Genomic DNA, 23,130 nt, shown 5'->3' with positions numbered 1-23,130 from the left:
GCCAACGCCAGCTTGCGCAGTTTCGGATTGGCAAGATCGATCGGGGGCCGATATTCAAAGAGGTCCGATTGCGGCTGCGAGGCGGAATCATACGGTTTCCAGAACCTTCCGCCGGTCACCTCGACCATTTCAATGTTATAGGACATGAAGCGTTGATCGATGGTCCCGATGCGGACCATCGTCTCAGGTGCGATTGGGACTTCCGACGCCGATGCGTGGGCGAAGGAAAGCGCGCCTGTTAATGCGGCCGCCGGAACACGCAACGTTCGCAGGGCGTTTAGGCGGAACGTTTTTCGGCACGATCTACCCGGTCGGCTCATGATGGCAGACGGTTGGCCGCGGTTTGGTTCCTCGCTTCTCGATCGGTACATTGCAATTGTCGATGCGCTGCTCATCCATCCATTTCCGACCCAGCCGCTCTTTCCCGGTAAGCACCGCGGGCGAAGTCTTCGACGTCGCGGCCCCCGGCGCGGTGCGGCCGGCGCGATCCTGCGCGGACGCCGGAAGAACAATGAAGCCCGGAAGGACCGCGAGCAGGAGCATCGTCGTTTTGCGCGTCAGAGCCATGGGCGGGCACCTAGATCCGGAAAAGTGGAAACCGGTTTTCCGAAAAGATCATGTTCAAACAAAGAGCTGTCGTCTTTCGAACCAAAATGCAGCCGTGGCGCTTAACGGACTCTGACCTTTCGAGCCTCAATCCGCGCCTTGGTTGTGAAATGATGAAGATCTCGGCCCGCCTTGCCTCGTCGAATCGGGATGGTTTTCGGCAGTTGGCGCGCCGTTAACTTTTCGGGCAGAAGGCGGGAAGATGCGGCTGCAAGCTTGCGGGCAAAATAAAAAGGCGGACACAGGGCCCGCCGTTTCACTGAAAATATCTTTAAAAAACCATCTGGTGCCCGGGCGGAGCGAGGCTCCACCCGGGCTTTAAAAGCTACTTCTTCTTGGCCTTCTTCGCCTTCTTAGCCTTCTTTGCCTTCTTCGCTTTCTTAGCCATAGCATCCTCATTTGAGTTAATGGATTGAAACGCGACACGAGGCATGCTCGGCGGAGGGCCAGCCTCGCAACATCCTCGGATGCAATCCCAGCAGATTCGCGAGCCTAAGCCTCACACTGTCACGCCGGCGTCATCACGTTATCCACAGAAGTTGTGCGTTTTGACACGTTTTTGGCACCGTGAAGGACCAGCGCCGCGACTGATCCCTCATTCTCACCACGACAAGCGCCATCGCGACGGCATCTGGATTGGCATTCTCGATCACTTCCAGCTTGCCTCGCGCGCGGCAAAGCCGGACAACTGACGCTTCCTTCGTTCGAAGCCGGAGCAATGATCGATGACTGCGATCCGTGGAGCCGCCGCAGCCGTGACAGGAGCAGCCAGCGGGATCGGCCGTGCGCTTGCGATCGAGTTGGCCGCGCGCGGCTGCGATCTCGCGCTTGCCGATCGCGACGAGGCCGGCCTGCAGACCGTCGCCGCCGAGATCGCAAAAGCTCATTCGCGCAAGGTGAGCGTTCACCGCGTCGATGTCGGCGAGCGCACCGGGATCGCGGACTTTGCGACTGCTGCGATCGCGGCGCATCCCTCGCTGAACATCCTCATCAACAATGCCGGCGCGGCGCTGCTCGGCAACTTCCACGAGATCGACCAGGCCGAGATGGAATGGCTGTTCAACATCAATTTCTGGGGCGTGGTGCATTCGACCCGCGCCTTCCTTCCTCATCTTGCCACTCGGCCGGCGGCCCATATCGTCAATATCTCGAGCATCTATGGCATCGTGGCGCCGCCCGGACAGACCGCCTATTCCTCGGCGAAATTCGCCGTCCGCGGCTTTTCGGAATCCTTGCGCCACGAACTGCAGGTGGCGGACAGCCCGGTGCGGCTTTCCGTGGTGCATCCCGGCGGTGTGCTGACCAACATCGCCCGCAATATGCGCATGGGCACGGGCGTCAGCGACAATGAGCGTCGCGCGCAGGCGATCGACTGGTTCGACCAATTCGCCGGGACCACCCCAAAGGACGCCGCGCTCCGGATCATCAGGGGCGTCGAGAAGAACGAGCCGCGCATTCTGATCGGCGGCGATGCCCGCTTCCTGGACCTGCTGCAGCGCTTCCGCCCCGCCACCTATTGGCGGGTGATGGCGCGGCGCGTCGAGAAGATGCGCAAGGCGATGGAGAAGAAGTGACGGGGGCGCCGCTCGGCGCATCGTCATTCCGGGATGGTGCGTCAGCACCAGACCCGGAATCTCGTACCATAACCTCCGGATTCCGGGTTCGCGCTGACGCGCGCCCCGGAATGACAGCGACCGAGCCTCACCGCCCCACCAGCTGGTCGGCGAAATAGCCGATGGTCTTGCGGTAGATGGTGGCGTGATTCCACTCGCGCATCGCCTCGAAATTCGCACTGCCCTCCCCGTAGGGCGCGCCCATCTTGAAGCCGTTGGTGTGCAGGAGATTGGCGGTGGAGGCGAGCACGTCGGCGACGCTGTGGCGAAGATCGACGCGGCCGTCGCCGTCGAAATCGACGCCGTACTTGATGTAGGACGACGGCAAAAATTGCGTCTGCCCGATCTCGCCGGCATAGGCGCCGATCATCTCGCGCAACGGCAGGTCGCCGCGCTGCACGATCTTGAGCGCCGCGAGCAGTTCGCCCTGGAACAATTCGGTGCGGCGGCAATCATGGGCGAGCGTGGCGAGCACGCGGAACACCGGCAATTTCCCCATGTCGCCCTTGCCGAAATCGGTCTCGAGGCCCCAGATCGCGACCAGGATCTGGCGCGGCACGCCGTACTTGGCCTCGATGCTTGCGAACAGCGGCGCATAACGGGCGAGCATGGCCCGCCCGCCATTGATGCGCCCCGGTCCCACCCGGGTCGACACATATTGCTCGAAGGTCTTGGTGAAGGTGCCGCGCTGACGGCGATCGAAGGCGAGCACGCCCCTGTCCTGCTGCACGCCGCCGAGCGCCTGCGCAATCACGTCCTGGGAGATGCCGGCGCCCTGCGCCTCAGACGAGAAGCTGGCGATGAAGGTGTTGAAGTCGCCGCCGCAGCGGGCGGCGGAAGCAGGGCTTGCGGCAAGCGAAGTGCCTAACAGAATCGCCAGATGAAGTCTGCGCATAAGTGTCCCCCGCGAGCGGCCGCTAGAGCATGATCCGGAAAAGTGGAAACCGGTTTTCCGAAAAGATCATGCTCAAACACAGAGATCCGATCATGGTGCGGTTCCACCTAATCGCACCATGATCTAGCAGCCATGATCGGTCGATTTGGATTGGGATGTCAAACGACCCTGCTCCCTCTCCCCGCTTGCGGGGAGAGGGCTGGGGTGAGGGGAGTCTCTAAGAACACGGTTTGCGGAGAGTCCCCCTCACCCAATCGCAGAGTTTATCATCGGGCGGCGCTTTGCGCCGACCCATTGGTGATCGACCTCTCCCCGCAAGCGGGGCGAGGTGATCCTTCAAGTCTTGCACTGCTACCCAGCGATACTAGATTTCACAACATGCCAGGCACGCTACGCGGCCCAAAACTGTTTCATTATCCCTTGTTCCGGCTGCTCGCGATCAATCTTGCGGCCGGTTTGCTGCTGGCGGTTTTGCTGGTCGGCGGATTGCTCTGGCTTGATCCGGGCGGCCTGCGTCACCTGATCTTCGCCGACCGCTCGCCGGGCGTGGCGCTCGGGCTGCTTCTCTTCAGCTTCATGGTCACTTTTGGGTCGACGGTAATGGGCAGCGCGGTCATGGCGCTCGGCCAACTCGAGACGGAGGATGACGCGCCGCGACCTCCGCCGCGGCTCGTGGCCGAGGAAACGGTTCGCGCGAGGCGTTGACCGAAAATCCTCCTGTCGTCCCCGCGCACGCTGGGACCCATAATCCGAGACCATGAGGGGTGACGAAGGATCGTAAACGGCCCGACTGTTCCTGTTACGACTGCCTGTGGTTATGGGTCCCTGCTTTCGCAGGGACGACGACGGCGATCCAGTCTTTGCGTGGCCTGGATTGCTTCGCTGGCGCTCGCAACATCGCGTTCCTCACTCGCCGCCGTCGATCTGGCGGCCCATCATCGCGATCGCCTGCTGGTAGACGCCGGCCGCGTTCCAGGCCTGGATCGCCGCGAAATTTCGGCTCGCCCGGCTGATAGCCGGCGCCCGCACGCCAGCCGTGCGCTTTCAGGAAAGCAGCCGCGGAAGAAAGCGCATTCGCCGCGTTGTCGAGATTGCCGGTGCCGTAAGCGAGAATGTTTTTAGGCAAGAACTGCGTCTGGCCGACTTCGCCATGCATCGAGCCGCGCTGGGAGGCAGACAGCACACCGCGATCGATCAATTGCAGCGCGGCGTAAAGCTGGTCCGTAAAGTATTCCGGACGCCGGCAGTCATAGGCGAGCGTCGCAATCGAGGAGAGCATGTGCTGATTGCCGCGCTGGCTTCCGAAAGCGGTCTCCATGCCCCAGATCGCGATCAGGGGCCCGGGTGGCACGCCGTAGCGCTGCTGGATCGATGCGAACATCGCCGCATGCGACTGCTTCATCGAACGCCCGCGTGCCACGATGGCGGAGGCGCCGCGCTTGGCGAGAAATTGATTGAGCGAGAGACCAAAGCTTCGCTGGCCGCGGTCGGCCGCAATGGTCGCGCCGGCGTAATTCGTGCTCATCAGCGCCGAGACACCAGTAGCGCCGATGCCTTTGGCCTTTGCTTCGCCGGCGATCTGCTGCTTCCAGGCCTCAAAGCCGCCGGGACCGTTGCCGCATTGGGCGGCGTGGCTTTCCGAATTGAGACCGCCGAGAATCGTCGCGACCACGATAGCCACCGATGAAAATGCCTTGCTCTTTTTCATCAGCAAGCTCCCTTAGAGCCTTTTCGGTTCTGATTGAATCAGAACCGAGGCTCTAATCTTTTGTTTTGACGCGTTTTCTTCACGCGAACCGGTATCCACTTCGCTCGAAAACGCTATAGGTTTCCCGACGCTCACCTTATGTCCTCGCCGAAAAAATCTGAATTCAAATCACGGCGTCGAGGCGACAGACCTCATTTTTTCGGCGCGTGGCATCGCGTGAGGTTAGGGCGTGTACTCTTAAATGCCGACGTCCGCTTCGCCCCGAAACGCGGGCAACTTTCGGACTTATGCAGCGCAGCCAAGGTCAAGCGCCTTAGCAACGGACGAAAGGCTCGACCATCTACGCCGATTGGGGGGCACACTGCGCGCTGATGCACAACGATTGGAATTGCCATTCGCCTGCCCCTGTCCTCATTGGCATGGGCCAGGAAAAATACCGCACGCGCCGTCGACGTTGGAATCGCGGGGTTGTTCATTGTTGGAATTGCGGTACTGGTCATTGACCACGACCGGTTTGCGGCTTGCCTTGCGGGTATGATGATGTGCCGCTGCGGCGGCCGCTTGGATTGACGACGCTGCAATCAGCGCCGAGCAGAGAATTGTGACAAGCGTCTTTCGCATTTTGATCTCCGCAATGCTGGCCGCCCTTTTCAAGGTGCGCTATTTCGGAGGCATGGCATCGCCGAGGAATGGTGGTTAATTATCAACCAACGCTCGCAGCCACTGAACTCGCGACAGTGTTCACGCCACGTATTGTGCAATCCCAAATCCGAATGACCAGTTTTCCTTTGCCACCTCTACCAAGTTGATGACGACGTCGTCCGGCCTCGCTTTTAGTTTCGCTTGAATGTCATCAACGATGCGCTTGTAAAAAGCTTTCTTTAGCTCGATCGAGCGCCCGGCATTAAGCGTAATCTGGATGAAGACAATGTCCTGGCTATAATGACTGTCCAGATAACTGGCGGGAAAGTTTAGCTCTTCAGGCGCATGTTCGGTGATGATCTGGAATTTGTCGTCCTTCGGCACATTGATAATATCGATCATCGCCTGATAGATAATTTCGCCCAGCGCCTTGCGATATTCCGCCGATTTGCCTCGCATAAGATCGATACGAACGAACGGCATAGCGCTACCCTTCCGCAACAGTTTCCGAGCGTCCAAGTCAGGTACGTAACCTCGCCGCACAAGGACTGCAATGGGGCCCGAAGCGTTACTTTAGCGGTTCACGTCCGCTTTTACCCCGACAGCGACCCGCAATAGCGGACATCAAGCGTTTACGAGTAGAGCCTTAATTCGCTGGCACCGTCATCGGCTTGCCTTTGTCGACGATATGGACGGTCAACAGCTTCAATGTCTTGTCTCCGACCACTTTATATCCGGCATGCGGCACGTCGCGGACGTTGACGCCTGCCTGTCCGGCCGGGCGCGCGATCTGATTGCCGTCAGGCATCTGCAGGGTTGCGCCCTCCAGCACGTAAACCGCTTCCTCGCCGGGATGAGTGTGCCGATCGACGCTGCTGCCCGGCGGCACCTCGAGAACGGCGATGATGATCTCCATGTTGGTGCCGGTCAGATCGGCGCGTTTGAGCTCCGTGCGGTTGGTTTGCGCCAAAGTCGTGGACGTGAGCAAGATCAGGAAAACAACGGCCAGACGAAACATCGGCATTCTCCCTAGCGCAAAGCGCGGGCCCGTTGGGCTCGCGATCGCAGAGCCTAACCCGAGTTGCGATTAGGTGTCAGATTTTTTGTGGTCGCCTTGGCGGCTTACGCGAATGACGGCCGCGGGCTACGCCGAGTGGATGTGCTCGTAGACTCGCGTGTTGCCGTTAAAACCTCTAAACCACGAGAAGGCGATGGAAGCGGCTGCCCCTCCCAATATATTGCAACGCCTCAAACATCGTATCACCAAATTTAGAGGCATCCTCCATGTATCTGCGGCCCGTTTCCTTATCCATAAATCTACGAATTAGTTCGTCTTCCTCAAAGTTCGTTGTATCCAAAAATCGATTATACTGATCCAGCAAACATATGATCGTTTTACGAGCATCCTCTAAATCTTTCCGATCTCGGAGCCATTCAAGACGGCCAGTCGGAGTGAGTTTAGTCATCGCTACGGTGTCTGCTGGAGACACGGAGTTCTGAGCATTATAGAGGGTAAGCAAATAGAGGAGCGCCGAATAACAGGTAAGCAACCTGCTGTGCTTAAGCTTGTAGTTCTTCAATTTGCCGCTGGCTTTCTTGTCATCAGGCTCCCGTTTTGTTCTGGCCTCATAATTCACGCAGAAGGTTCGCCAAATTCTTAGAATATCATTTGCTAAAAAGGCAGGCATGAAGTTCGCTTGGTGATCCTGATAGTCCCTCCAATAGCCATCTATCACATCTCTTACTATTTCATCATAGAAGTAACGGCTTGCTCTCAAGTAACAGCAGCAGCCGTGCGGTGAAGGTGTTGGCCACGTCATCCTTCTCCGTACCGAGCGTATTGGTGAACTCGTAAATGGAATGATGATCAAGGTATCGGCCATCCCCGGAGAATTCAGGGAATCCTAGTTCTCGCGATCGCGTGATCAACTCGGCTTGGACGCAAATCTCGTCGAGATGATTGAGTAGATTTTTTGGCCCGAATTCTTCGCCCGATCCGTCACTCCGCGGAATCTTCTCACTTCTTCCCGCGATGAACAGGTCCAGATCACTATGTTCGCTAGCCTTTAGTCGTCCGAGTGAGCCAGTTGCGTAAACGCAAGCCTTGTTTGCAGCGATCTTGCTCGCCTCCGATAATCTATCTCGAAGCTTAGCGAGCGTCTCCGTTGAATACTCCCGGCGCCTAGCCAGTTCGTTCATTAAGGCCCGCCCACTCGAAAATATTTGCGAAGATCTCTGCTTGTTCGATCGCATCATCAATGGCGTGATGCGTGTGCTGTCGCTTTGATGACAGAGACGAATCAAGCTTCGAGCGGCCAGCTCTTGATATTGGGATTCTGGCCTTGACGGCGACTGCCGTCTTTATGTCAAAGCAACGTGAATAATCGAATGGTGATCCGAATTTACAAAACTTGACGAAGTACCAATATAACCAAGTCCAATCAAAACTGAGCGGATACGCAACAAGTACAGGCTTAGCGCCACCAGCATTGGAATTGATCCAATGGAAGGCTTCGGTCATGGCCAGTTCGGGTGCCATCCCCTCCACACACAAGCGAGCGCGATCAAGTCCGTTTACGTCAAGTGCCTCCTTTTGAAAAAGCGTGGAAATGGGCTTTAGCTCGCGATAGAAAACGCGATCATAGTTTTGAGGACGAACGAACTTTCGTCCATCGAATGATCCCGCATACACGATAGCGACGGACAAGATTGAATAAGGACCGGGAATTGGGCCGTCGGTCTCGACGTCAGCCGAAAAGTAGACGTCAGAGGCCTCGTCTCCGAGTAACTCCTGCTCATTCCGAGACTTTTGGAAGCCGAGGAGCATGGCCGCTTCATTCCCGTTCGCGAAAATAGTTCAAGTTAAAGACTCGTACTTTCACGATATCAGCCGCTTGCTATCTATCAAGCGACATCTCAACCAATCGCAGGTCTACCGCCAACCTAATTATCCAAAAAGCTCCGCAGCTTCCGGCTTCGGCTCGGATGCTTGAGCTTCCGCAGCGCCTTTGCCTCGATCTGGCGGATGCGTTCGCGCGTCACCGAGAATTGCTGGCCGACTTCTTCCAGCGTGTGGTCGGTGTTCATGCCGATACCAAAGCGCATGCGCAGCACGCGCTCCTCGCGCGGGGTCAGCGAAGCAAGGACGCGCGTCGTGGTCTCGCGCAGGTTCGACTGGATTGCCGCATCGATGGGGAGAATTGCGTTCTTGTCCTCGATGAAATCGCCGAGGTGAGAATCTTCCTCATCTCCCACGGGCGTCTCCAGCGACAACGGTTCCTTGGCGATCTTCAAGACCTTGCGCACCTTCTCCAAGGGCATGCCGAGCTTTTCGGCCAGTTCCTCCGGCGTCGGCTCGCGGCCGATCTCGTTGAGCATCTGGCGCGAGGTGCGCACGATCTTGTTGATGGTCTCGATCATGTGCACGGGAATACGGATGGTGCGCGCCTGGTCCGCGATCGAGCGGGTGATCGCCTGCCGGATCCACCACGTCGCATAGGTCGAGAACTTGTAGCCGCGGCGATATTCGAACTTGTCGACCGCCTTCATCAACCCGATGTTGCCTTCCTGGATCAGGTCGAGGAACTGCAGGCCGCGGTTGGTGTATTTTTTCGCAATCGAGATCACCAGCCGCAAATTGGCTTCCACCATTTCCTTCTTGGCCTGGCGCGCCTCGCGCTCGCCTTTCTGCACGCCGTGCACGATCTTGCGGAATTCGCCGATCTCGAGTCCGGTGAGCGCCGCGAGCTGCTGGATCTCGCCGCGCAGCTCCTTGATGCGGTCCTTCTCGTAATGGACGAAATTCTTCCAGCCCTTGGCCGACAGTTTCGAAACGCGGTTGAGCCAGCGCGGATCAAGCTCCGAGCCCTGATAGTTCTTCAAAAAGTCCTCGCGCGCCACGCCATGGCTGTCGCCCAGACGCAGCAGGCGGCCCTCGAACGACACCAGCTTCTTGTTGATGTCGTAGAGCTGCTCGACCAGCGAATCGATGCGGGCCTGGTTGAGGCGGAGCGACTTCACCTCGACGATGATCTCGTCCTTCAGCTTCTTGTATTTGCGCTCCTGCGCCGGCGACAGAGTCTCGTTCTGAAGCTGGTTGGAGATGTCCTGCTCCTGCAGGCGCCGCAGCTTCTTGTAGTTGTCGGCGATCTTGTCGAAGGTTTCGACCACCTTCGGCTTCAGCTCGGCCTCGATCGCCGCGAGCGACATCTGGTTTTCGAACTCGTCGTCGTCCATGTCGGCTTCGGCGGCGGCTTCGGCCGGGTCCTTCTCCTCGCCATCGGCTTCCGGGTCGCGGAACGGGGTCGGCGACGGCGGCGCCGCGGGCGGAGCGGCGGCGGCCGGCACGCCCTCGCCGCTGGCCTCGGCCGGCGTGCCGTCAGCAGCGGCAGCAGCACTGAGGATGCCCGGGTTCATGTTGTTCTTGGCGTCCGGGCCGGCATAGGTTGCTTCGAGATCGATGATGTCGCGAAGGAAGATCTTTCCTTCGTTGAGTTCGTCGCGCCAGATGATGATGGCCTGGAAGGTCAAGGGGCTTTCGCACAGGCCTGCGATCATCGCCTCGCGGCCCGCCTCGATGCGCTTGGCGATCGCGATTTCGCCTTCGCGCGACAGCAATTCCACCGTGCCCATCTCGCGCAGATACATGCGCACGGGATCGTCGGTGCGCTCGCCCGGCTCGGACTTCTTGACTTCAGTGACGGCCTTGGCGGTGACCTCGACAAGCTCGTTGTCGGTGTCGTCGTCGGCCTCTTCCTGCTTCTCTTCCTCGCTGTCGGCCTCGTCGGCCTCGGTGACGTTGATGCCCATGTCGGAGAGCATCGACATGATGTCCTCGATCTGCTCCGGCGAGGTGGTGTCTGAGGGCAGGACTTCGTTGAGTTGATCGAAGGTCACGAAGCCGCGCTTCTTGGCCTGCTTGATCATCTTCTTGACGGCGGCATCCGACAGATCGAGCAAGGGCGACGGCGCTTCGGCTGTATCCTTCTCAGGAGCGTCCGCTGCCTTGTCGTCCTTTTCCTTTTCCTTAACCTGCAGCGTCTTTGCCTTGCTGGCCATTCATAGCTCCCAAACGCACATTCAAAGGATGCTCACGGCACCCGTCTGACAGGGTGCGTTACGGCACCCGTGAAACTTCCAAGTCACCCCGTCGCTCATGACGCGAAAGGGCGGCGCAAAGTTTCGCCACCCCAGATTTCTTCCGTCGGATATCGCTCTCAGGCTAGATGCATGTCGGACGGAAACGGCGCTGCCGGCTGTGCAAACAGAGGCTGCGCCGGATTATTCCTGACATCCTTCTGATCACGAGCCGGCGGCCACGCGCCCTTGACGATGCACCAAAGCCATTAAGCCTCGATTAACCCTGTTTCTGCAGCCAAACCATGGGTTTGGCGAGTCTTTTTGCGGCCCCGGCAGCCGCCGTCCGCATAATTTTTTTTACCTAGTGCTCTCGTTTCGAAGTTCGTCTCCCTTCGCAGCACCCTCCAAACGAACTTCGGAACGTTAAGGGCACTAGCAAATATATGATTCTAGAGCCGCTTTTCGATTTGAAGTTCCTGATCGAACTCGCTGCAACGGTGCAGGAACTTCAAATCGGCGGCGCTAGTCACAGGCTGCGCTGGAACCGGCCGGAAGATTCGCCGAATCCCTCGATGATGGCCTCGGTGCCATCCATTTCGGACAGCCGGGCCTTGACGTCCCGCAACCATGCCAGATTGGCCTCGCTTCCCTCTTCGCCCAAGGCCAGCTCGGCATCTTTCAGCTCCCTAAGTAAGGAGTGCCACTGACGATGCAAGGAGACGAGCTGGCGCCAGGTGGAAAGAACATCGTCCCGCGCCGCTTCGCTGCGCACCCCCCACACCGCCGAAGTCGTGATTGCACCATCAACCCTTTGAAGAACCTGCGAAAAACCGGCGCGCGCAAGGTCCGCCCGCATCTTCGCGCTTTGTTCCGAAGGCTCGAGGCTGTGGTGATGATCGTTGGCGAAGGCCGCGATGATGCCGGCGCGCAATTTGTGCGCGTCGGGATGGGCGAGCTCGAGGGCGGCCACCTCTTCCAGGTGCTCGTGCAGGAGCCAGGGATGGTTGATCAGGCTTTGCAGGATCAAGGCCTCCCGGCGTGACATGGCGCTGCGCTGGCCGCGCAGAAGCGGACTCGCCGCAAGCTGGGAACTCGCCGGTTGGTAGGGACCGCGGGGGAGCGCTGGCGCCGCTGAACCTCTGCCCGGGAAGGGAGCAAACCGGCCTGCGGGCCCGCGCGCGCCCAAGCGGCGAAGTGATTCGCCTGCGTGATTGCCGGCGGCGGCGTTGCGATATCCGCCGGATGCGTAGCTGCGCGCCACTTCGGGCGCAAAGATGCGCTGCAGCCGCTCGGCAAAATCCTGGCGATAATAGCGCCGCACCACTTCGTCGCGGATACTGCCTGTGATTTCGCCGATCCGCTTCTCCAGCGCCGCGCGCCGCTCGGGAGTGGCAAAGCTGCCGCCCTCGACTTCGCGCGACCAGATCACCTCGGCAAGCCCGCGCGCGGCACCGATCACCTCCTCGATCGCACCGCGCCCACCGGAGCGCGCGAGGTCGTCGGGGTCCTGGCCTTCGGGGAGCAGCGCAAAGCGCAGGCTCTTGCCGGGCGCAAGATGCGGCAGCGCCAGATCGGCGGCACGCCACGCCGCCTTCTGTCCGGCCTTGTCGCCGTCGAAACACAGGATCGGCTCGTCCGCCATCCTCCAGAGCAAAGCGAGCTGATTTTCGGTAAGTGCAGTTCCGAGCGGCGCGACGGTGGCCGCAAAGCCCGCAGCCACCATGGCGATGACGTCGATATAGCCTTCGACGACGATGATGGGCGCACCGTTATGGGCGGCAAGACGCGCAGGGGCGAGGTTGTAAAGATTGTCGCCCTTGTGAAACAGCGTCGTTTCCGGCGAATTGAGATATTTCGCCGCGACGTCTTTCTCCAGCGCGCGGCCGCCGAACGCAACGATGCGCCCGCGCGCGTCGGAAATCGGAAACATCACCCGATCGCGAAAGCGATCATAGGGCACGGGAATGTCGTCGCCCGCGATCAGGAGGCCGGCTTCCACAATGTCCTCGACCGAAATGCCCTGCGAGCCGAGATGTTCCTTCAGTGCGAAGCGTTCGCCCGGCGCGTAGCCGAGGCGGAATTGCAATTGGGTTGAGGGCGAAATCGCGCGGTCGGCAAGATAGCCGCGCGCCCTGGCGCCGTTGCGAGAAGCCAGCGTGTCGGCGAAGAATTTCGCCGCGTACTCCATCACGTCATGCAGCGTCTTGCGGCGCTGCTCGAACCGTTCGGCATCGGGCGTTGCCACCGGCAGCGGCAGCCCCGCCATCGCCGCAAGCCGTTCGACCGCTTCGGCGAAGCCGACGCCTTCGGTCTCCATCAGAAAGGAGATGATGTCGCCGTGCTTGCCGGACGAGAAGTCGTGGTAAAATCCCTTCTGGTCGTTGACGGTGAACGAAGGGGTCTTTTCCTGCTGGAACGGCGACAGCCCCTTCCACTCGCGCCCTGCCTTCTTCAGCTTCACGCGCTTGCTCACCACTTCCGAGACCGGAAGGCGGGCGCGCAGCTCGTCGAGGAATTGGGGCGTAAAGCGCATTTCTCTGAAATCGCGATTCGTCTCGGATTTTGGGGTGAGTCGGGAAACCTGCCAACCGATCATGGATATAGGGTGGCGGGCCGAAATGACCCGGTATTATCGGCCTTCTCGCCGCTATTCACAGGCGAGCGAGCCAGTACCTTGACAACTTGAAATACAATCGTATATACACAACGCCCCACCGTTTCACCCCGGGAAAAAGGTCGTTTGCTGAAAAGCCTCTCCTGGCGGAACGCGAACCATGGTGGACGAGATAAAAGTTGGACGGGCCCTCAGAGGGTTCGAATGGGACGAACAAAAAAGTAAAAATAATCTTGCCAAGCACGGCTTCGATTTCGAAGACGTCGTCAGGATTTTCTACGCGCCTGTCCTTCTTCGTCGTTCCGATCGTAACCAAGAGGAGCGCTGGATCGCGATTGGCTCTTTGGATGGTAGACTGATTGCCGTCGTATTTGCACGACGGGCGGACATCATCCGGATCATTTCAGCGCGACGCGCAAGGAAAAATGAAGAAAACGCATATCATAACGCGAAAATGGGGCGACCATCGAAAGGGCAAGACTGACTGGACACGGGTCGATGCTCTGACCGACGAAGATATCGCCAGGGCCGTCGCAAGCGATCCTGACGCGGTACCCGTCGATATCGACTGGTCGGATGCGGTTCTGGTTATGCCTTCAAAAAAGAAAGCGATTTCCATTCGCATCGATGAGGACGTGCTCGATTTCTTCAAGAGCCAGGGCGACGGCTACCAGCGCCGGATGAACGCGGTGTTGCGCTCCTATATGCAGCAGAAGGTCAAGCCGAAAAAGCGCGCGTAACTCGTCCCACGTGCCCCTGACGACGCATCGTGGGTCCCGGTTCTGCGCAGCGGCACTTCATGCCGTGGCGCGCCCGGGACACGATGGTCATCCCTCCAAAAACTTCCCCGAGGCGATGTGCGGCAGGCGGTCGACCGGCCAGTTGTAGACATAGGTCCAGGCCTTGCGCGCCTCTCCAGTGTCGAGCGTCACCGTGAGCATTTGCCTGACGTATTCGGTCGGTTCCTTAAAACCTTCGCCGCAGGCCTCGTACATATCGAACTCGCGCAAGCATGCGGCCGCCTCGCGCAGCCGAAACAATTCGCCGAACACGATATCGTCGGCGTCATCGGAGGGCACCAGCCCCGGATAGTGCTTGACGAGATAGAGCCGGCCACCGCAGCGCGCCTCGCCGATGAAGTCGGCAGCTCGCGACAGAAGCTGCGCCATCGGATGGTCGAAGCCGCGCATCAAAGTGCCGTAGACAAAGAGCAGATCGCAGGTCATGGTTTCGCGTCATTCCGGGGCGCACCGTCAGGTGCGAACCCGGAATCTGGAGGTGATGAATCGCAAGACAACTTCGAGATTCCGGGTCTGGTGCTAACGCACCATCCCGGAATGACGACGGAAACTCAAGTCAACTTCCCTTCGCTTCCTCGCTGACGACGACGAATTTGCTGAGGTTCATGCGACCAAAACTCGTGGTCAGCGCGACGTCGGCGGCGTCGCGCCCCGTCGCCATCAGGATGCGGCCGATACGCGGCACGACATGGCGGGCATCGAAGGTGTACCATCGGCCCGAGAGCCAGGCCTCGAACCAGCCGGAAAAATCCATCGGCTCCGGATCCGGCGGAATGCCGATGTCGCCCATGTAGCCGGTGCAGTAGCGCGCCGGAATGCCCATGCAACGGCAGAAGGTCAGCGCCAGATGGGCAAAATCGCGGCAGACGCCGGCGCGCTGCTCATGGACATCGAGCGCCGACTTCATGTGATGCGCGTGCTGGTAGCCGAAGCTGACGCGATCGTGGACATATTCGCAGATCGCCATCACCCGTTGCCAGCCGGGTCTGGTATTGCCGAACAGCGACCAGGCCATGTCGGTGAGCTTGTCGGTCTCGCAATAGCGGCTCGCCATCAAATAAAGCAGCGCCTCGTCGGGAAGCCGGTCGATCGGAAGCTGCTCGGCCTCCGGCGCCACGACGTCGGGCAAACCGGAATCGCGCACCAGCGCATCGCCGCGCAGCGTGATGCCGGGCGCAGGCGCCACGAGCCGCCCGCAGATATTGCCGAAACTGTCGTGGTAGTAGCCGAGCGGCACGTCGGGCGCGGTGACGATGGTCTCGGCGCCGATGATGTCGTGGCGGCGCGAAGGGTGGATGGAGAGCATGAATACCATCGGCGTCGGCTGCGTGGCCGCGTATGCGATCTCGAAGCCGACCTTGATCTGCATGATCAGGCCTCCACCGCTTCGGCTTCGGCGACGACGTTGATGGCAACTTCCATCGCGACAAAGGCATCGCGGCAACCGAGATAGGTGCCGTGCAGCGGGATCGCCTGGCGCGGATCGCGCGCGACCGCGACGCGAATGAGGTCGCGGGTGCCGACGATGCCGTTGGTCGGATCGAACTCGATCCAGCCCGCGCTCGGCAGGTAGACCTGAACCCAGGCATGCGTCGAGCCGCCGCCGGCATAACGATGGGCGCGATCGCAGGGCACGAACAGATAGCCGGAGACGAAGCGCGCGGCGATGCCGAGCCGCCGCAACGCCTCGATCATCAGCAGCGCAAAGTCGCGGCAGGTGCCACAGCGCGTCTGCAGCGTGTCGAGCGGATGCTGGGTGCCCTGCTCGTGCCGCTTGCGGTAGGAAAACGCATCGCGAATGCCGTGGGTCATGCCGGAAAGAATCCTGAACGTCGGCGTCGGCGCTTCCGCGTCGAGGAAATGGCGCGCCCATGCCGACAGTTCGCCGCCAGGATCGGCATATTGCGGCGTGATGAACTGGACGAGATCGGGAAACTCCTCGGCGTCGTACAGGAATGGATAGAAATAGGCGGGATCGTCGGCGGTGAGCGCGAATTCATCGGCCGGCTTGTGCTCGATGGTTGCCCTCGAGGTGAAGGTGAGCGTGTCGGCACGCTCGTCGAAGGTCGCGATCGCCACGCTGTTGCCGAACACGTCGTGGATCCAGCGCAACCGCATCGGCTGCGGCTCGATCTGAAGGTCGCCGGACAAGACGCGCAGATCGTGGCCGTCGCGCGGGCGCAGCATGATGCGATGTTCGCCAAACGCGACGGGGCGCACATAGCGATATTCGGTCTTGTGGTGGATCGTCAGAAGCGGCATCGTCAATCGCAATCAAATATGGCCTGGTACAGCCTAATCTACAGTGATTCCTTCATATTTCTAATCCGGCATGCCGCCTGATGAGGCGAAACGGGCAACGAAACATGGATTTGGACCGATCCGGCGACACTTCATTGCTTATGACCGCGGATGATCCCGCGCCCGTCCTCGAAGAGAATGCCTCTGGCCGCTCGCCGTTCCTTCTGATTTCGGATCACTACGGCCGCGCAATACCGCGCGTGCTAGGCGATCTCGGGCTTGCCGAGAGCGAGCTTGAACGCCACATCGCCTGGGACATCGGCATTGCCGGCGTCGCCGACGCGCTTTCCAGGCATCTGGGCGCGCATCTGGTCGCGCAGCGCTACTCGCGGCTCGTGATCGACTGCAACCGCCCGCCACAGGCACCGACGTCGATCCCGCGCATCAGCGAAAGTACCATCATTCCCGGCAACGAGGCGCTGAGCCGCGAAGCGGCCGAAGCCAGGCGGCGCCAGGTGTTCGATCCCTATCATCGCTGCATCGGTGAGGTGATCGATCGCCGGCTGCGCGATGGCATCCCGACCGTGCTGGTCGCGCTGCATAGTTTTACGCCGGTCTATGCCAACATCGCGCGACCCTGGCATGTCGGCACGCTCTACCGGCGCGACAGCGGCCTGCCGTCGCTGCTCTTGAAGAGTTTTCGCGCGCAAACCGATCTCGTGGTCGGCGACAACGAGCCCTATGCGGTGAGCGAGGAGACCGATTACACCATTCCGGTTCACGGCGAGGCGCGCGGCCTCTTGAACTGCGGCATCGAGATTCGTCAGGATCTGATCACTGAGGAGGCCGGCCAGCGCGAATGGGCCGATCGGCTGGCGAATATTTTGGCCGACGTCGAAGCGCAATTGCGCGCGCAGGCAGCACTTGTTTAGGCTCTGGCTGATTGGAGACGAAGAGCGCCTCACACCCGGCCTCACTTCTCCCCTTGCGGGAGAGGTCGGATCGCATCGCCAGATGCGATCCGGGTGAGGGGTCAAGCTTATCGATAGACCGAAACCCCTCACCCCAACCCTCTCCCGCAAGGGGAGAGGAAGCCGACCTGAAGATGCCGCGTCAGTAATGTCCGATCTTTGAGCTCGATTACCGTGCCCGCGTCAGCGCGAGCCAGATGCCGCCGCCGATCATGAAGCTGCCGGAGACGCGCGACAGGTTGCGCGTGCGCCGGCCCGAGAAGAAGCGCCGCACCCGTCCCGCAAGCAGCGCGTAGGCCGCATCCGTCAGCCCCGCGATAACCATGAACGTGACGCCGAGCAGGGCGACCTGCGACAGGTGATCGCGCTCCAGGTCCACAAATTGCGGAATGAATGCGCCGAAAAATACCAGCAGTTTCGGGTTACTGAGCGCCACCAGAAAGCCTTGCAGGAAAAAGCCGCCGCGCGGCGGTGGGGGCGCCTCCGCCTCGAGGCCCTTGACGGGCTCGCGGATCAGCTTGATGCCGAGCCAGACGAGATAGGCAGCTCCCGCAAAACGCACCCAGTCGAACCAGTAGCCCATGGTCGCCATCAGCGAGGTCAACCCGATCGCAACGATTCCGATCACGATCGTCAGCGCCGCCTGGACACCTGCGATATTGGTCAGCGCGGCGCGCGTGCCGTGGCGCAGGCCATTGGCGATGACAAGTGTGACGATCGGTCCGGGCAGAAGCGCCAGCGCGATGCAGGCGGCGACGAAAGCGAGATAGAGTTCTATGGACATCGATGGGCCTCGCTAACTGAAGCGTGGCAGGGTTCTCTCTGCCAACTGCTAATTTGTACCGTCATTCCGGGATGCGCCGCTAGGCGCAGGCCCGGAATCCATTTCTCCAATATTCCGCGGCGCGATGGATTCCGGGTTCGCACTTTCGCGCGCCCCGGAATGACGCAAAATCGAGAGGTGCGCGTGAGCATTCCCTCACGGCAATCCCGCAATCTTTCGCGCCTCTCCGGTCAATTCCAGAATGTGAAGGCCGGTATTGGCGCGGTCGACGATGTAGATATAACCGCGTTCGTCGGTTTCGACGTTGTTGGTCTGGATCGCGACCTTGCAGCGGTCCTTGCCCTCGATCTTGACACAGCGCTTGTCGGTTGCCGCCGTGATCGCCGGGATGAAGTAGCCGACTTCGACCGGGTGATAGGGATCGCGGACGTCGATCGCGCGCACGCCGGCATTGAAGTAGGAAATGAACGCCATCTTCTTGTAGAAGACCGGCGCCATGCTTTCGTTGGAGGAATGCGCGCCGAACCGCCCTCCCCGCTCGCAGAACGAGCCGCTGGATTCCTTCGCCGTATAGCTCGAGATCATCATCGGCCGGTTTTCCACGGTGACGTCGGCGAACCAGACCATCTGCCGCGGCTCGGCACATTCGTTCACGATCTCCTCATCCACGATCATGACGATGTCGCGGTTCGGTTCCTTGTCATGGGCGAATTCGGCAACCGGCATCTTCAGCATCGGAAAGGTGGTGTGGGCGCCGTTGAACGCCGACATCGCCAGGCGCGAGATTTCCGGATAGCGCAGATTTTCCGGCGTCGGCTCCTTCGGGCCGTTGAGCAGTTTTTCGCGATCGACGATCTGCAAAAAGCCGCCCTTGTCGGTGCCGTAGCCGAAATAGACGCGGTTGCCTTCGGGGCCAGTCGAGATCGGCCCGTGCACTTCGGTCGGCACCGGGCCGGTTGAGCCTGGCTCCTGACCGGGAAGCCCGAAATCCCTGATCTTGACCGGGTGGGCGGGATCGCTGAGATCGTAAATCATGGTCATCCGTCGAGTGCGCCAGTCGGGCAAGCCTGTGACGAGATAGGCAATGCCTGTGTCGCATTCCCACCAGTTCTTGTGGGTGTCCTTCAGGCCCTCGCCAATATGGGCAACAAGGATGGGATTGGAAGGATCGGCGACATTCCATATTTCATGTCCAGAACTGCCCACCGCACGCAGCATGTAGACCGCGTTGGGATCGCCCTTCGGCAACTGCTTGCCGTCGCAGACGCGCACCATTTGCGCGCCGCCGCCTTCGTATTTTCCCACCTGTCCGGGAATATGGTGCAGGTACTTCGGATGTGCGGGATCGGTCACGTCGACGATCGAGGTGCCGCTCGGCTCGGCTTTTCCGGTGATCGGATTGACCGGGTTTGGAGTTTCCTCGGTGCCGCCGTGATGGCCGATATAGGCGATGAAGCGGTCGCCCTGATGATGAATGGTCGGCTGATAGGCGCTGCGCGCCTGCAGGTCGTTATATCCGATCAGTTGCATATTGGAGGCTTCGGGCGGGGCCCCGATTTTTTGACTCTGCGCGGAGGCGCCGCCAGGGAGCACGAAAAGTGCCGAGAGAAGTATTGCCGGCTTCACGTAACGCTTCATTTTTCCACCCAGGATTTTGAAACCAATCTTCGTTGGCTGCTCCCTCCACTACCACAGCCATTTACAGCCGCCAAAACACCCCCTTGACAGGCAACCATTTGGTTGCATATCCTTCTAGTGCCCGCTTCCCGAAGTTCGCGATCCGCCTCAGCACCCACCTAAGCGAACTTCGGGAAGGAACGGGCACTAGAAACTAAAAATTTCTAGTGCCGCTTTCGATTTGAAGTCCCTGGTTCGAATTGCCGGCTGCACTGCAGGGACTTCAAATCGGCGGCACTACCCATGGACGACGTGTTCAAGGCGCTGGCCGATGCATCGAGACGATCCCTGCTCGACCGGCTTCACGCCAGGAATGGACAGACATTGAACGAACTCTGCGAAGGCCTCGCCATGACGCGGCAGGCCGTGACCAAGCACCTTGCGATTCTCGAGACCGCCAACCTGGTCACGACGTTCAGGCACGGCCGCGAGAAGCTGCACTACCTCAACCCGGTTCCGATCCATCAGATTGGCGAGCGTTGGATCAAAAAATTCGAGCGCGGCAAGCTCACCGCGCTCAGCGAATTGAAACGACAACTGGAGAAGCGCGATGAGTAAGCCGGAATTCGTCTACGTCACCTACATCGAGACCACGCCGGAAAAACTATGGCATGCGCTGACCGACGGCGACTTCACCGAGCGCTACTGGTTCGGCCACCGCATCGCCTCCGACTGGAAGGTCGGATCGCCCTACCGCTTCACTCACCCGAGCAGGCCGTCCCCCTTGGGCAAGGTGCTGATATCGGACGCGCCGAAGAAGCTCGCCTACACCTGGGAGGCCTGCGCGGAAGAATTGAAGCTGGAGCGCACCTCGCGGGTGACCTTCGACATCGAGCCGCGCGGCAAGGTCGTCAAATTGACCGTAACCCATGACAATCTCGACGAACGCGGCAAGACGTTGCGTGGCATTTCCGAGGGCTGGCCGATGGTACTTGCGAGTTTGAAGAGCTTTCTGGAGACCGGTCACCCGCTACCTGCCGAGATCAAGTCCGACGCAGCATAGGGAGCAAGCCGATGCTCAAGCCGGAATTCGTCTACGTCACCTATATCGAGACCACGCCGGAAAAGCTCTGGCATGCGCTCACCGATGGCGATTTCACCGAACGCTACTGGTTCGGCGCGCGTCTGAGATCGGACTGGAAGGTGGGGTCGTCGTTCGAAATGGTGCGCAGCGACGGCACCGTTTCCGACGCCGGCAAGGTCGTCGAGGTCGACCCGCCACGACGGCTCGCCTATACTTTCGTGAACCTGTCGCACAAATACAAAAACGAATTCCCGGCGCTGGCGACCTTCGTGCTCGAACCCTATGGCAAGCTCGTCAAGCTGACACTGACGCATGAAGGTTTTGCGGACGACAGCAAGTTCTATTCGGGAATCTCGAAGGGATGGCCCGCCATCCTGTCGAGCCTGAAGAGCCTGCTCGAGACCGGGCAGCCGCTCGAAATCCCCTACGCTGCCCTCAAATTCGAAAATTGAGCACGACGATGAATATCGACGATTTCAAGCCAATGACGGTCTACACCATCTACATCGCTTCCACGCCGGAGAAGGTGTGGGAGGCGCTGACGAGAAGCGAATTCAGCCGAAAATATTTTTTCGGCAATTCGGTCGAGGTCGACTTGCGGGTTGGCGGCGCCTATATCGTGCGCACGCCGGACGGCGCGCTGCATATCAACGGCGAAGTGGTCGAATGCGTCGCGCCGCGCAGGCTCACGGTGACATTCAACGTCAACTGGCCGGAGCTGGTCGAAAAGCTCGGTCCGACGCTGGTCACTTACGAAATCGAACAGGCCGGCGAGGCGGTCCGCCTCACCATGACCGAATCGCACGACCGCGCCCTCGATGACGATATCCTCTCCGGCGGCCGCCAGGGCTGGCCCGCTATACTGTCGAGCCTGAAAAGCCTGCTCGAAACCGGACAGCCGCTCACCGTCAAGATGGCGCCGCCGCAAAAAATGCTGGCGGCGTTGAGGAAAATGGGAATCAAGACGCCGTGAGAGGTGCCCATCACCGAAAACGACGTTACGCCGAGGCCACCGGAGCGACGATGCGGCGATAAAGGTGCCAGGTCGCGTGACCGAGCACCGGCAGCGTGACCACAAGCCCGAGGAAGTACGGCAGCGACGAGACGATCAGGAGGAGCACGATCACGGCGGCCCATCCGATCATCGGCAACGGGCTCGTCACCACCGAACGTACGCTTGTGACCATCGCGGTGACGAAATCGACATCGCGGTCGAGCAGCAGCGGGAACGACACCACGGTAAGCGAAAACAGGATCAGCGACAGCGCGGCGCCGACGATGTTGCCGATCGCGAGGAACACCAGCCCCTCATTGGTGGTCAATACGACGGTGAGGAATTCGCGCAGGCTGGAAAAAGAGGCGTTGAGTCCGATCAGCAGCGCAATCAAAAGACGCACCTGGTACATCCAGATCACGAAGATGAACAAGGTGACGAACGCCATCCAGCCGATCTCGCTGCGCGAGGTCACTGTCGACCAGATGGCGCGGACCGAGAGCGGCTGTTTGGCTTCCAGCCGCCGGCTGACCTCGTAGAGCCCGATTGCGACGAACGGGCCGATCAATGCAAAGCCGGCGGCGAGCGGATAGGCGAAATAGATCATTCCGAATGCCGTCAGGCAGAGCAGGATCACCATGCCGCCTGCGGCGTAAAACCCGCCAAACGCGAGGCCGTAAAGCGGCGCCGCCTGAAAATCGCGCAAGCCCTTCACCAGCGCTTCGGCGATGTCGCTCGCGCCAATGCGGCGCACCACCGGATCGACCTTGCCGGAAATCGTCGTCATCGACCTCTCCCCGATATTTTCGCGGCATTGACGCAAGCCTCGAGGCGCGCGCGTTGATCTGCATCAAAATTTTTCGCGCCGTCGGGGAGCGCGGGTGCGACTGAAAACTCGCCGGAGGAACGGTCCCGACCGGCCGATCGGGACCGTTACCTTCAATCGCCGCCTACTGCGAGGCCTGGGGTTTGCTCCGCGGATCGTCTTCCGGGTTCACATAGTTGATGGCGAACGGTCCCTGGCCGTGGATTTGCAGCAGGGTCGGGCTACCGGTCCAGGCGTAGTGGTTCATCTTTGCCGGCGCCTCGGCAAAGCCGCCATTGGTCAGAAGCATTCCCTTCTTCTGGTCCAGCTTGTCGCCCATCCCGAGGTTGAATTTCCCGTTCAGGACCGTGACCAACTCGGTGGTCGGGTGATTATGCGCCGGAACCTTGTATCCACTGGGCAGTCGAAGACGAACGACGTACGGACCGTCCTTCGTCGGGTCGCCCGAAAGCACCGCGATCTGCGCTCCCTTCGGCAGCGCATCCGGTGCTGGACCCCATTTCAATTGCGAAGCGTTGACCGGCATCTTCATGTCCTCGGCAAGCGCACCCGTCGTGCCTGCGAGGAGCAAAACCAGACCAACTGTTTGTGCTTGCATGCTCGTTCTCCCATTGAACCAAAGTGGAGTGAAACGAATGTGCCGCTAAAGACCAATG

General features: G+C 60.1%; 26 protein-coding genes and 1 pseudogene. 9 read left to right on the top strand and 18 right to left on the bottom strand.

Annotated features, from left to right (window positions below):
* Positions 1-303: 303 nt before the first annotated feature.
* Entirely contained in the window at positions 304-567 is a 264-nt protein-coding gene (locus VNX23_RS23495) for a hypothetical protein (RefSeq protein ID WP_325633963.1), read from the bottom strand.
* A 764-nt stretch (positions 568-1,331) separates the two neighbouring features.
* Between VNX23_RS23495 and VNX23_RS23490 the strand changes: the two genes are divergently transcribed.
* A complete protein-coding gene (locus VNX23_RS23490) occupies positions 1,332-2,180 on the top strand; it encodes an SDR family NAD(P)-dependent oxidoreductase (protein WP_325633962.1) in 849 nt (282 codons plus the stop codon).
* A 127-nt stretch (positions 2,181-2,307) separates the two neighbouring features.
* Here VNX23_RS23490 and VNX23_RS23485 read toward each other — a convergent pair whose 3' ends face one another.
* A complete protein-coding gene (locus VNX23_RS23485; RefSeq protein WP_325633961.1) occupies positions 2,308-3,114 on the bottom strand; it encodes a lytic murein transglycosylase in 807 nt (268 codons plus the stop codon).
* A 378-nt stretch (positions 3,115-3,492) separates the two neighbouring features.
* Here VNX23_RS23485 and VNX23_RS23480 point away from each other — a divergent pair, with 378 nt between their 5' ends.
* Positions 3,493-3,819: a hypothetical protein gene (locus VNX23_RS23480; protein ID WP_325633960.1), complete on the top strand. Its 327-nt coding sequence runs from the start codon at positions 3,493-3,495 to the stop codon at positions 3,817-3,819.
* A 201-nt stretch (positions 3,820-4,020) separates the two neighbouring features.
* On the opposite strand, the pseudogene VNX23_RS23475 reads toward VNX23_RS23480, so the two are convergent.
* The 9 genes and pseudogenes from VNX23_RS23475 to dnaG all read right to left on the bottom strand — a co-directional run bounded on the left by VNX23_RS23475 (position 4,021) and on the right by dnaG (position 13,076).
* Positions 4,021-4,774 (bottom strand): annotated as a pseudogene (locus VNX23_RS23475) (lytic murein transglycosylase).
* Positions 4,775-5,233: 459 nt separating this feature from the next.
* Complete coding sequence (locus VNX23_RS23470) at positions 5,234-5,443, bottom strand: hypothetical protein (RefSeq protein ID WP_325633959.1); 210 nt, start codon at positions 5,441-5,443, stop codon at positions 5,234-5,236.
* Positions 5,444-5,563: 120 nt separating this feature from the next.
* Positions 5,564-5,947 carry a tautomerase family protein gene (locus tag VNX23_RS23465; RefSeq protein WP_325633958.1) on the bottom strand — a complete coding sequence of 128 codons (384 nt, stop codon included), beginning with the start codon at positions 5,945-5,947 and terminating at the stop codon, positions 5,564-5,566.
* A 163-nt stretch (positions 5,948-6,110) separates the two neighbouring features.
* The gene (locus tag VNX23_RS23460) at positions 6,111-6,482 is read right to left on the bottom strand and encodes a cupin domain-containing protein (RefSeq protein WP_325633957.1); all 372 of its coding nucleotides are present in this window, start codon (positions 6,480-6,482) and stop codon (positions 6,111-6,113) included.
* Between the two features lie 175 nt (positions 6,483-6,657).
* Positions 6,658-7,152, bottom strand: a complete 495-nt coding sequence (locus VNX23_RS23455; protein ID WP_325633956.1) for a hypothetical protein — start codon at positions 7,150-7,152, stop codon at positions 6,658-6,660.
* 64 nt (positions 7,153-7,216) lie between these two features.
* Complete coding sequence (locus VNX23_RS23450; protein WP_325633955.1) at positions 7,217-7,663, bottom strand: nucleotidyltransferase domain-containing protein; 447 nt, start codon at positions 7,661-7,663, stop codon at positions 7,217-7,219.
* Positions 7,647-8,291 (bottom strand): 3'-5' exoribonuclease domain-containing protein, encoded by a 645-nt coding sequence (locus VNX23_RS23445; protein ID WP_325633954.1) that lies wholly within the window; start codon positions 8,289-8,291, stop codon positions 7,647-7,649. Before VNX23_RS23445 ends, VNX23_RS23450 begins: the two co-directional genes overlap by 17 nt.
* A gap of 116 nt (positions 8,292-8,407) precedes the next feature.
* Positions 8,408-10,522 carry an RNA polymerase sigma factor RpoD gene (gene rpoD, locus VNX23_RS23440; RefSeq protein WP_325633953.1) on the bottom strand — a complete coding sequence of 705 codons (2,115 nt, stop codon included), beginning with the start codon at positions 10,520-10,522 and terminating at the stop codon, positions 8,408-8,410.
* Positions 10,523-11,069: 547 nt separating this feature from the next.
* Positions 11,070-13,076, bottom strand: coding sequence for a DNA primase (gene dnaG / locus VNX23_RS23435; RefSeq protein ID WP_325633952.1), 2,007 nt, complete (start codon positions 13,074-13,076; stop codon positions 11,070-11,072).
* A 241-nt stretch (positions 13,077-13,317) separates the two neighbouring features.
* Here dnaG and VNX23_RS23430 point away from each other — a divergent pair, with 241 nt between their 5' ends.
* Both VNX23_RS23430 and VNX23_RS23425 read left to right on the top strand, forming a co-directional pair.
* Positions 13,318-13,641, top strand: a complete 324-nt coding sequence (locus VNX23_RS23430; protein WP_325633951.1) for a BrnT family toxin — start codon at positions 13,318-13,320, stop codon at positions 13,639-13,641.
* A complete protein-coding gene (locus VNX23_RS23425; RefSeq protein WP_325633950.1) occupies positions 13,583-13,897 on the top strand; it encodes a BrnA antitoxin family protein in 315 nt (104 codons plus the stop codon). Before VNX23_RS23430 ends, VNX23_RS23425 begins: the two co-directional genes overlap by 59 nt.
* Before the next feature lie 87 nt (positions 13,898-13,984).
* On the opposite strand, the gene VNX23_RS23420 is transcribed toward VNX23_RS23425, so the two are convergent.
* The 3 genes from VNX23_RS23420 to VNX23_RS23410 all read right to left on the bottom strand — a co-directional run bounded on the left by VNX23_RS23420 (position 13,985) and on the right by VNX23_RS23410 (position 16,219).
* The gene (locus VNX23_RS23420) at positions 13,985-14,383 is read right to left on the bottom strand and encodes a gamma-glutamylcyclotransferase family protein (RefSeq protein WP_325633949.1); all 399 of its coding nucleotides are present in this window, start codon (positions 14,381-14,383) and stop codon (positions 13,985-13,987) included.
* 130 nt (positions 14,384-14,513) lie between these two features.
* The gene (locus VNX23_RS23415; RefSeq protein WP_325633948.1) at positions 14,514-15,326 is read right to left on the bottom strand and encodes a transglutaminase family protein; all 813 of its coding nucleotides are present in this window, start codon (positions 15,324-15,326) and stop codon (positions 14,514-14,516) included.
* Positions 15,327-15,328: 2 nt separating this feature from the next.
* Positions 15,329-16,219 carry a transglutaminase family protein gene (locus VNX23_RS23410; RefSeq protein ID WP_325633947.1) on the bottom strand — a complete coding sequence of 297 codons (891 nt, stop codon included), beginning with the start codon at positions 16,217-16,219 and terminating at the stop codon, positions 15,329-15,331.
* Positions 16,220-16,323: 104 nt separating this feature from the next.
* On the opposite strand from VNX23_RS23410, the gene VNX23_RS23405 reads away from it, so the two are divergent.
* Positions 16,324-17,130 (top strand): N-formylglutamate amidohydrolase, encoded by an 807-nt coding sequence (locus VNX23_RS23405; RefSeq protein ID WP_325633946.1) that lies wholly within the window; start codon positions 16,324-16,326, stop codon positions 17,128-17,130.
* 208 nt (positions 17,131-17,338) lie between these two features.
* Here VNX23_RS23405 and VNX23_RS23400 read toward each other — a convergent pair whose 3' ends face one another.
* Together VNX23_RS23400 and VNX23_RS23395 are read right to left on the bottom strand one after the other, a co-directional pair.
* On the bottom strand, positions 17,339-17,953 hold the full coding sequence (locus VNX23_RS23400) for a LysE family translocator (RefSeq protein ID WP_325633945.1): 615 nt from the start codon (positions 17,951-17,953) through the stop codon (positions 17,339-17,341).
* A gap of 195 nt (positions 17,954-18,148) precedes the next feature.
* Positions 18,149-19,591 (bottom strand): hypothetical protein, encoded by a 1,443-nt coding sequence (locus VNX23_RS23395; RefSeq protein ID WP_325633944.1) that lies wholly within the window; start codon positions 19,589-19,591, stop codon positions 18,149-18,151.
* 282 nt (positions 19,592-19,873) lie between these two features.
* Here VNX23_RS23395 and VNX23_RS23390 point away from each other — a divergent pair, with 282 nt between their 5' ends.
* The 4 genes from VNX23_RS23390 to VNX23_RS23375 are packed head-to-tail and all read left to right on the top strand — an operon-like array spanning position 19,874 to position 21,627.
* A complete protein-coding gene (locus tag VNX23_RS23390; protein ID WP_325633943.1) occupies positions 19,874-20,188 on the top strand; it encodes a metalloregulator ArsR/SmtB family transcription factor in 315 nt (104 codons plus the stop codon).
* Positions 20,181-20,633: an SRPBCC family protein gene (locus tag VNX23_RS23385; protein WP_325633942.1), complete on the top strand. Its 453-nt coding sequence runs from the start codon at positions 20,181-20,183 to the stop codon at positions 20,631-20,633. Before VNX23_RS23390 ends, VNX23_RS23385 begins: the two co-directional genes overlap by 8 nt.
* An 11-nt stretch (positions 20,634-20,644) precedes the next feature.
* Positions 20,645-21,106: an SRPBCC family protein gene (locus tag VNX23_RS23380; protein ID WP_325633941.1), complete on the top strand. Its 462-nt coding sequence runs from the start codon at positions 20,645-20,647 to the stop codon at positions 21,104-21,106.
* An 8-nt stretch (positions 21,107-21,114) separates the two neighbouring features.
* The gene (locus tag VNX23_RS23375) at positions 21,115-21,627 is read left to right on the top strand and encodes an SRPBCC family protein (RefSeq protein ID WP_325633940.1); all 513 of its coding nucleotides are present in this window, start codon (positions 21,115-21,117) and stop codon (positions 21,625-21,627) included.
* Positions 21,628-21,652: 25 nt separating this feature from the next.
* Here the strand turns inward: VNX23_RS23375 and VNX23_RS23370 are convergent, their stop codons facing one another.
* Together VNX23_RS23370 and VNX23_RS23365 are read right to left on the bottom strand one after the other, a co-directional pair.
* Entirely contained in the window at positions 21,653-22,435 is a 783-nt protein-coding gene (locus VNX23_RS23370) for a DUF2189 domain-containing protein (protein ID WP_325633939.1), read from the bottom strand.
* A 163-nt stretch (positions 22,436-22,598) separates the two neighbouring features.
* Positions 22,599-23,072, bottom strand: coding sequence for a cupin domain-containing protein (locus VNX23_RS23365; RefSeq protein ID WP_325633938.1), 474 nt, complete (start codon positions 23,070-23,072; stop codon positions 22,599-22,601).
* Between the last annotated feature and the right edge of the window lie 58 nt (positions 23,073-23,130).

This window comes from Bradyrhizobium sp. (assembly GCF_035570375.1).
GTDB lineage: Bacteria > Pseudomonadota > Alphaproteobacteria > Rhizobiales > Xanthobacteraceae > Bradyrhizobium.
Note: the sequence above shows the minus strand (reverse complement) of the source record. Positions and strands in the feature narration are given on the sequence as shown.

Bases quoted from the DNA above. Each gene is read 5' to 3' on its own strand.
- VNX23_RS23405 (WP_325633946.1), top strand. From the start codon at position 16,324: ATGGATTTGGACCGATCCGGCGACACTTCATTGCTTATGACCGCGGAT.
- VNX23_RS23455 (WP_325633956.1), bottom strand. From the start codon at position 7,152: ATGCCTGCCTTTTTAGCAAATGATATTCTAAGAATTTGGCGAACCTTC.
- VNX23_RS23450 (WP_325633955.1), bottom strand. From the start codon at position 7,663: ATGAACGAACTGGCTAGGCGCCGGGAGTATTCAACGGAGACGCTCGCT.
- dnaG (WP_325633952.1), bottom strand. From the start codon at position 13,076: ATGCGCTTTACGCCCCAATTCCTCGACGAGCTGCGCGCCCGCCTTCCG.
- VNX23_RS23445 (WP_325633954.1), bottom strand. From the start codon at position 8,291: ATGCTCCTCGGCTTCCAAAAGTCTCGGAATGAGCAGGAGTTACTCGGA.
- VNX23_RS23460 (WP_325633957.1), bottom strand. From the start codon at position 6,482: ATGTTTCGTCTGGCCGTTGTTTTCCTGATCTTGCTCACGTCCACGACT.
- VNX23_RS23370 (WP_325633939.1), bottom strand. From the start codon at position 22,435: ATGACGACGATTTCCGGCAAGGTCGATCCGGTGGTGCGCCGCATTGGC.
- VNX23_RS23470 (WP_325633959.1), bottom strand. From the start codon at position 5,443: ATGCGAAAGACGCTTGTCACAATTCTCTGCTCGGCGCTGATTGCAGCG.
- VNX23_RS23485 (WP_325633961.1), bottom strand. From the start codon at position 3,114: ATGCGCAGACTTCATCTGGCGATTCTGTTAGGCACTTCGCTTGCCGCA.
- VNX23_RS23495 (WP_325633963.1), bottom strand. From the start codon at position 567: ATGGCTCTGACGCGCAAAACGACGATGCTCCTGCTCGCGGTCCTTCCG.
- VNX23_RS23410 (WP_325633947.1), bottom strand. From the start codon at position 16,219: ATGCCGCTTCTGACGATCCACCACAAGACCGAATATCGCTATGTGCGC.
- VNX23_RS23430 (WP_325633951.1), top strand. From the start codon at position 13,318: ATGGTGGACGAGATAAAAGTTGGACGGGCCCTCAGAGGGTTCGAATGG.
- VNX23_RS23365 (WP_325633938.1), bottom strand. From the start codon at position 23,072: ATGCAAGCACAAACAGTTGGTCTGGTTTTGCTCCTCGCAGGCACGACG.
- rpoD (WP_325633953.1), bottom strand. From the start codon at position 10,522: ATGGCCAGCAAGGCAAAGACGCTGCAGGTTAAGGAAAAGGAAAAGGAC.
- VNX23_RS23490 (WP_325633962.1), top strand. From the start codon at position 1,332: ATGACTGCGATCCGTGGAGCCGCCGCAGCCGTGACAGGAGCAGCCAGC.
- VNX23_RS23375 (WP_325633940.1), top strand. From the start codon at position 21,115: ATGAATATCGACGATTTCAAGCCAATGACGGTCTACACCATCTACATC.
- VNX23_RS23390 (WP_325633943.1), top strand. From the start codon at position 19,874: ATGGACGACGTGTTCAAGGCGCTGGCCGATGCATCGAGACGATCCCTG.
- VNX23_RS23465 (WP_325633958.1), bottom strand. From the start codon at position 5,947: ATGCCGTTCGTTCGTATCGATCTTATGCGAGGCAAATCGGCGGAATAT.
- VNX23_RS23380 (WP_325633941.1), top strand. From the start codon at position 20,645: ATGCTCAAGCCGGAATTCGTCTACGTCACCTATATCGAGACCACGCCG.
- VNX23_RS23385 (WP_325633942.1), top strand. From the start codon at position 20,181: ATGAGTAAGCCGGAATTCGTCTACGTCACCTACATCGAGACCACGCCG.
- VNX23_RS23415 (WP_325633948.1), bottom strand. From the start codon at position 15,326: ATGCAGATCAAGGTCGGCTTCGAGATCGCATACGCGGCCACGCAGCCG.
- VNX23_RS23480 (WP_325633960.1), top strand. From the start codon at position 3,493: ATGCCAGGCACGCTACGCGGCCCAAAACTGTTTCATTATCCCTTGTTC.
- VNX23_RS23400 (WP_325633945.1), bottom strand. From the start codon at position 17,953: ATGTCCATAGAACTCTATCTCGCTTTCGTCGCCGCCTGCATCGCGCTG.
- VNX23_RS23425 (WP_325633950.1), top strand. From the start codon at position 13,583: ATGAAGAAAACGCATATCATAACGCGAAAATGGGGCGACCATCGAAAG.
- VNX23_RS23420 (WP_325633949.1), bottom strand. From the start codon at position 14,383: ATGACCTGCGATCTGCTCTTTGTCTACGGCACTTTGATGCGCGGCTTC.
- VNX23_RS23395 (WP_325633944.1), bottom strand. From the start codon at position 19,591: ATGAAGCGTTACGTGAAGCCGGCAATACTTCTCTCGGCACTTTTCGTG.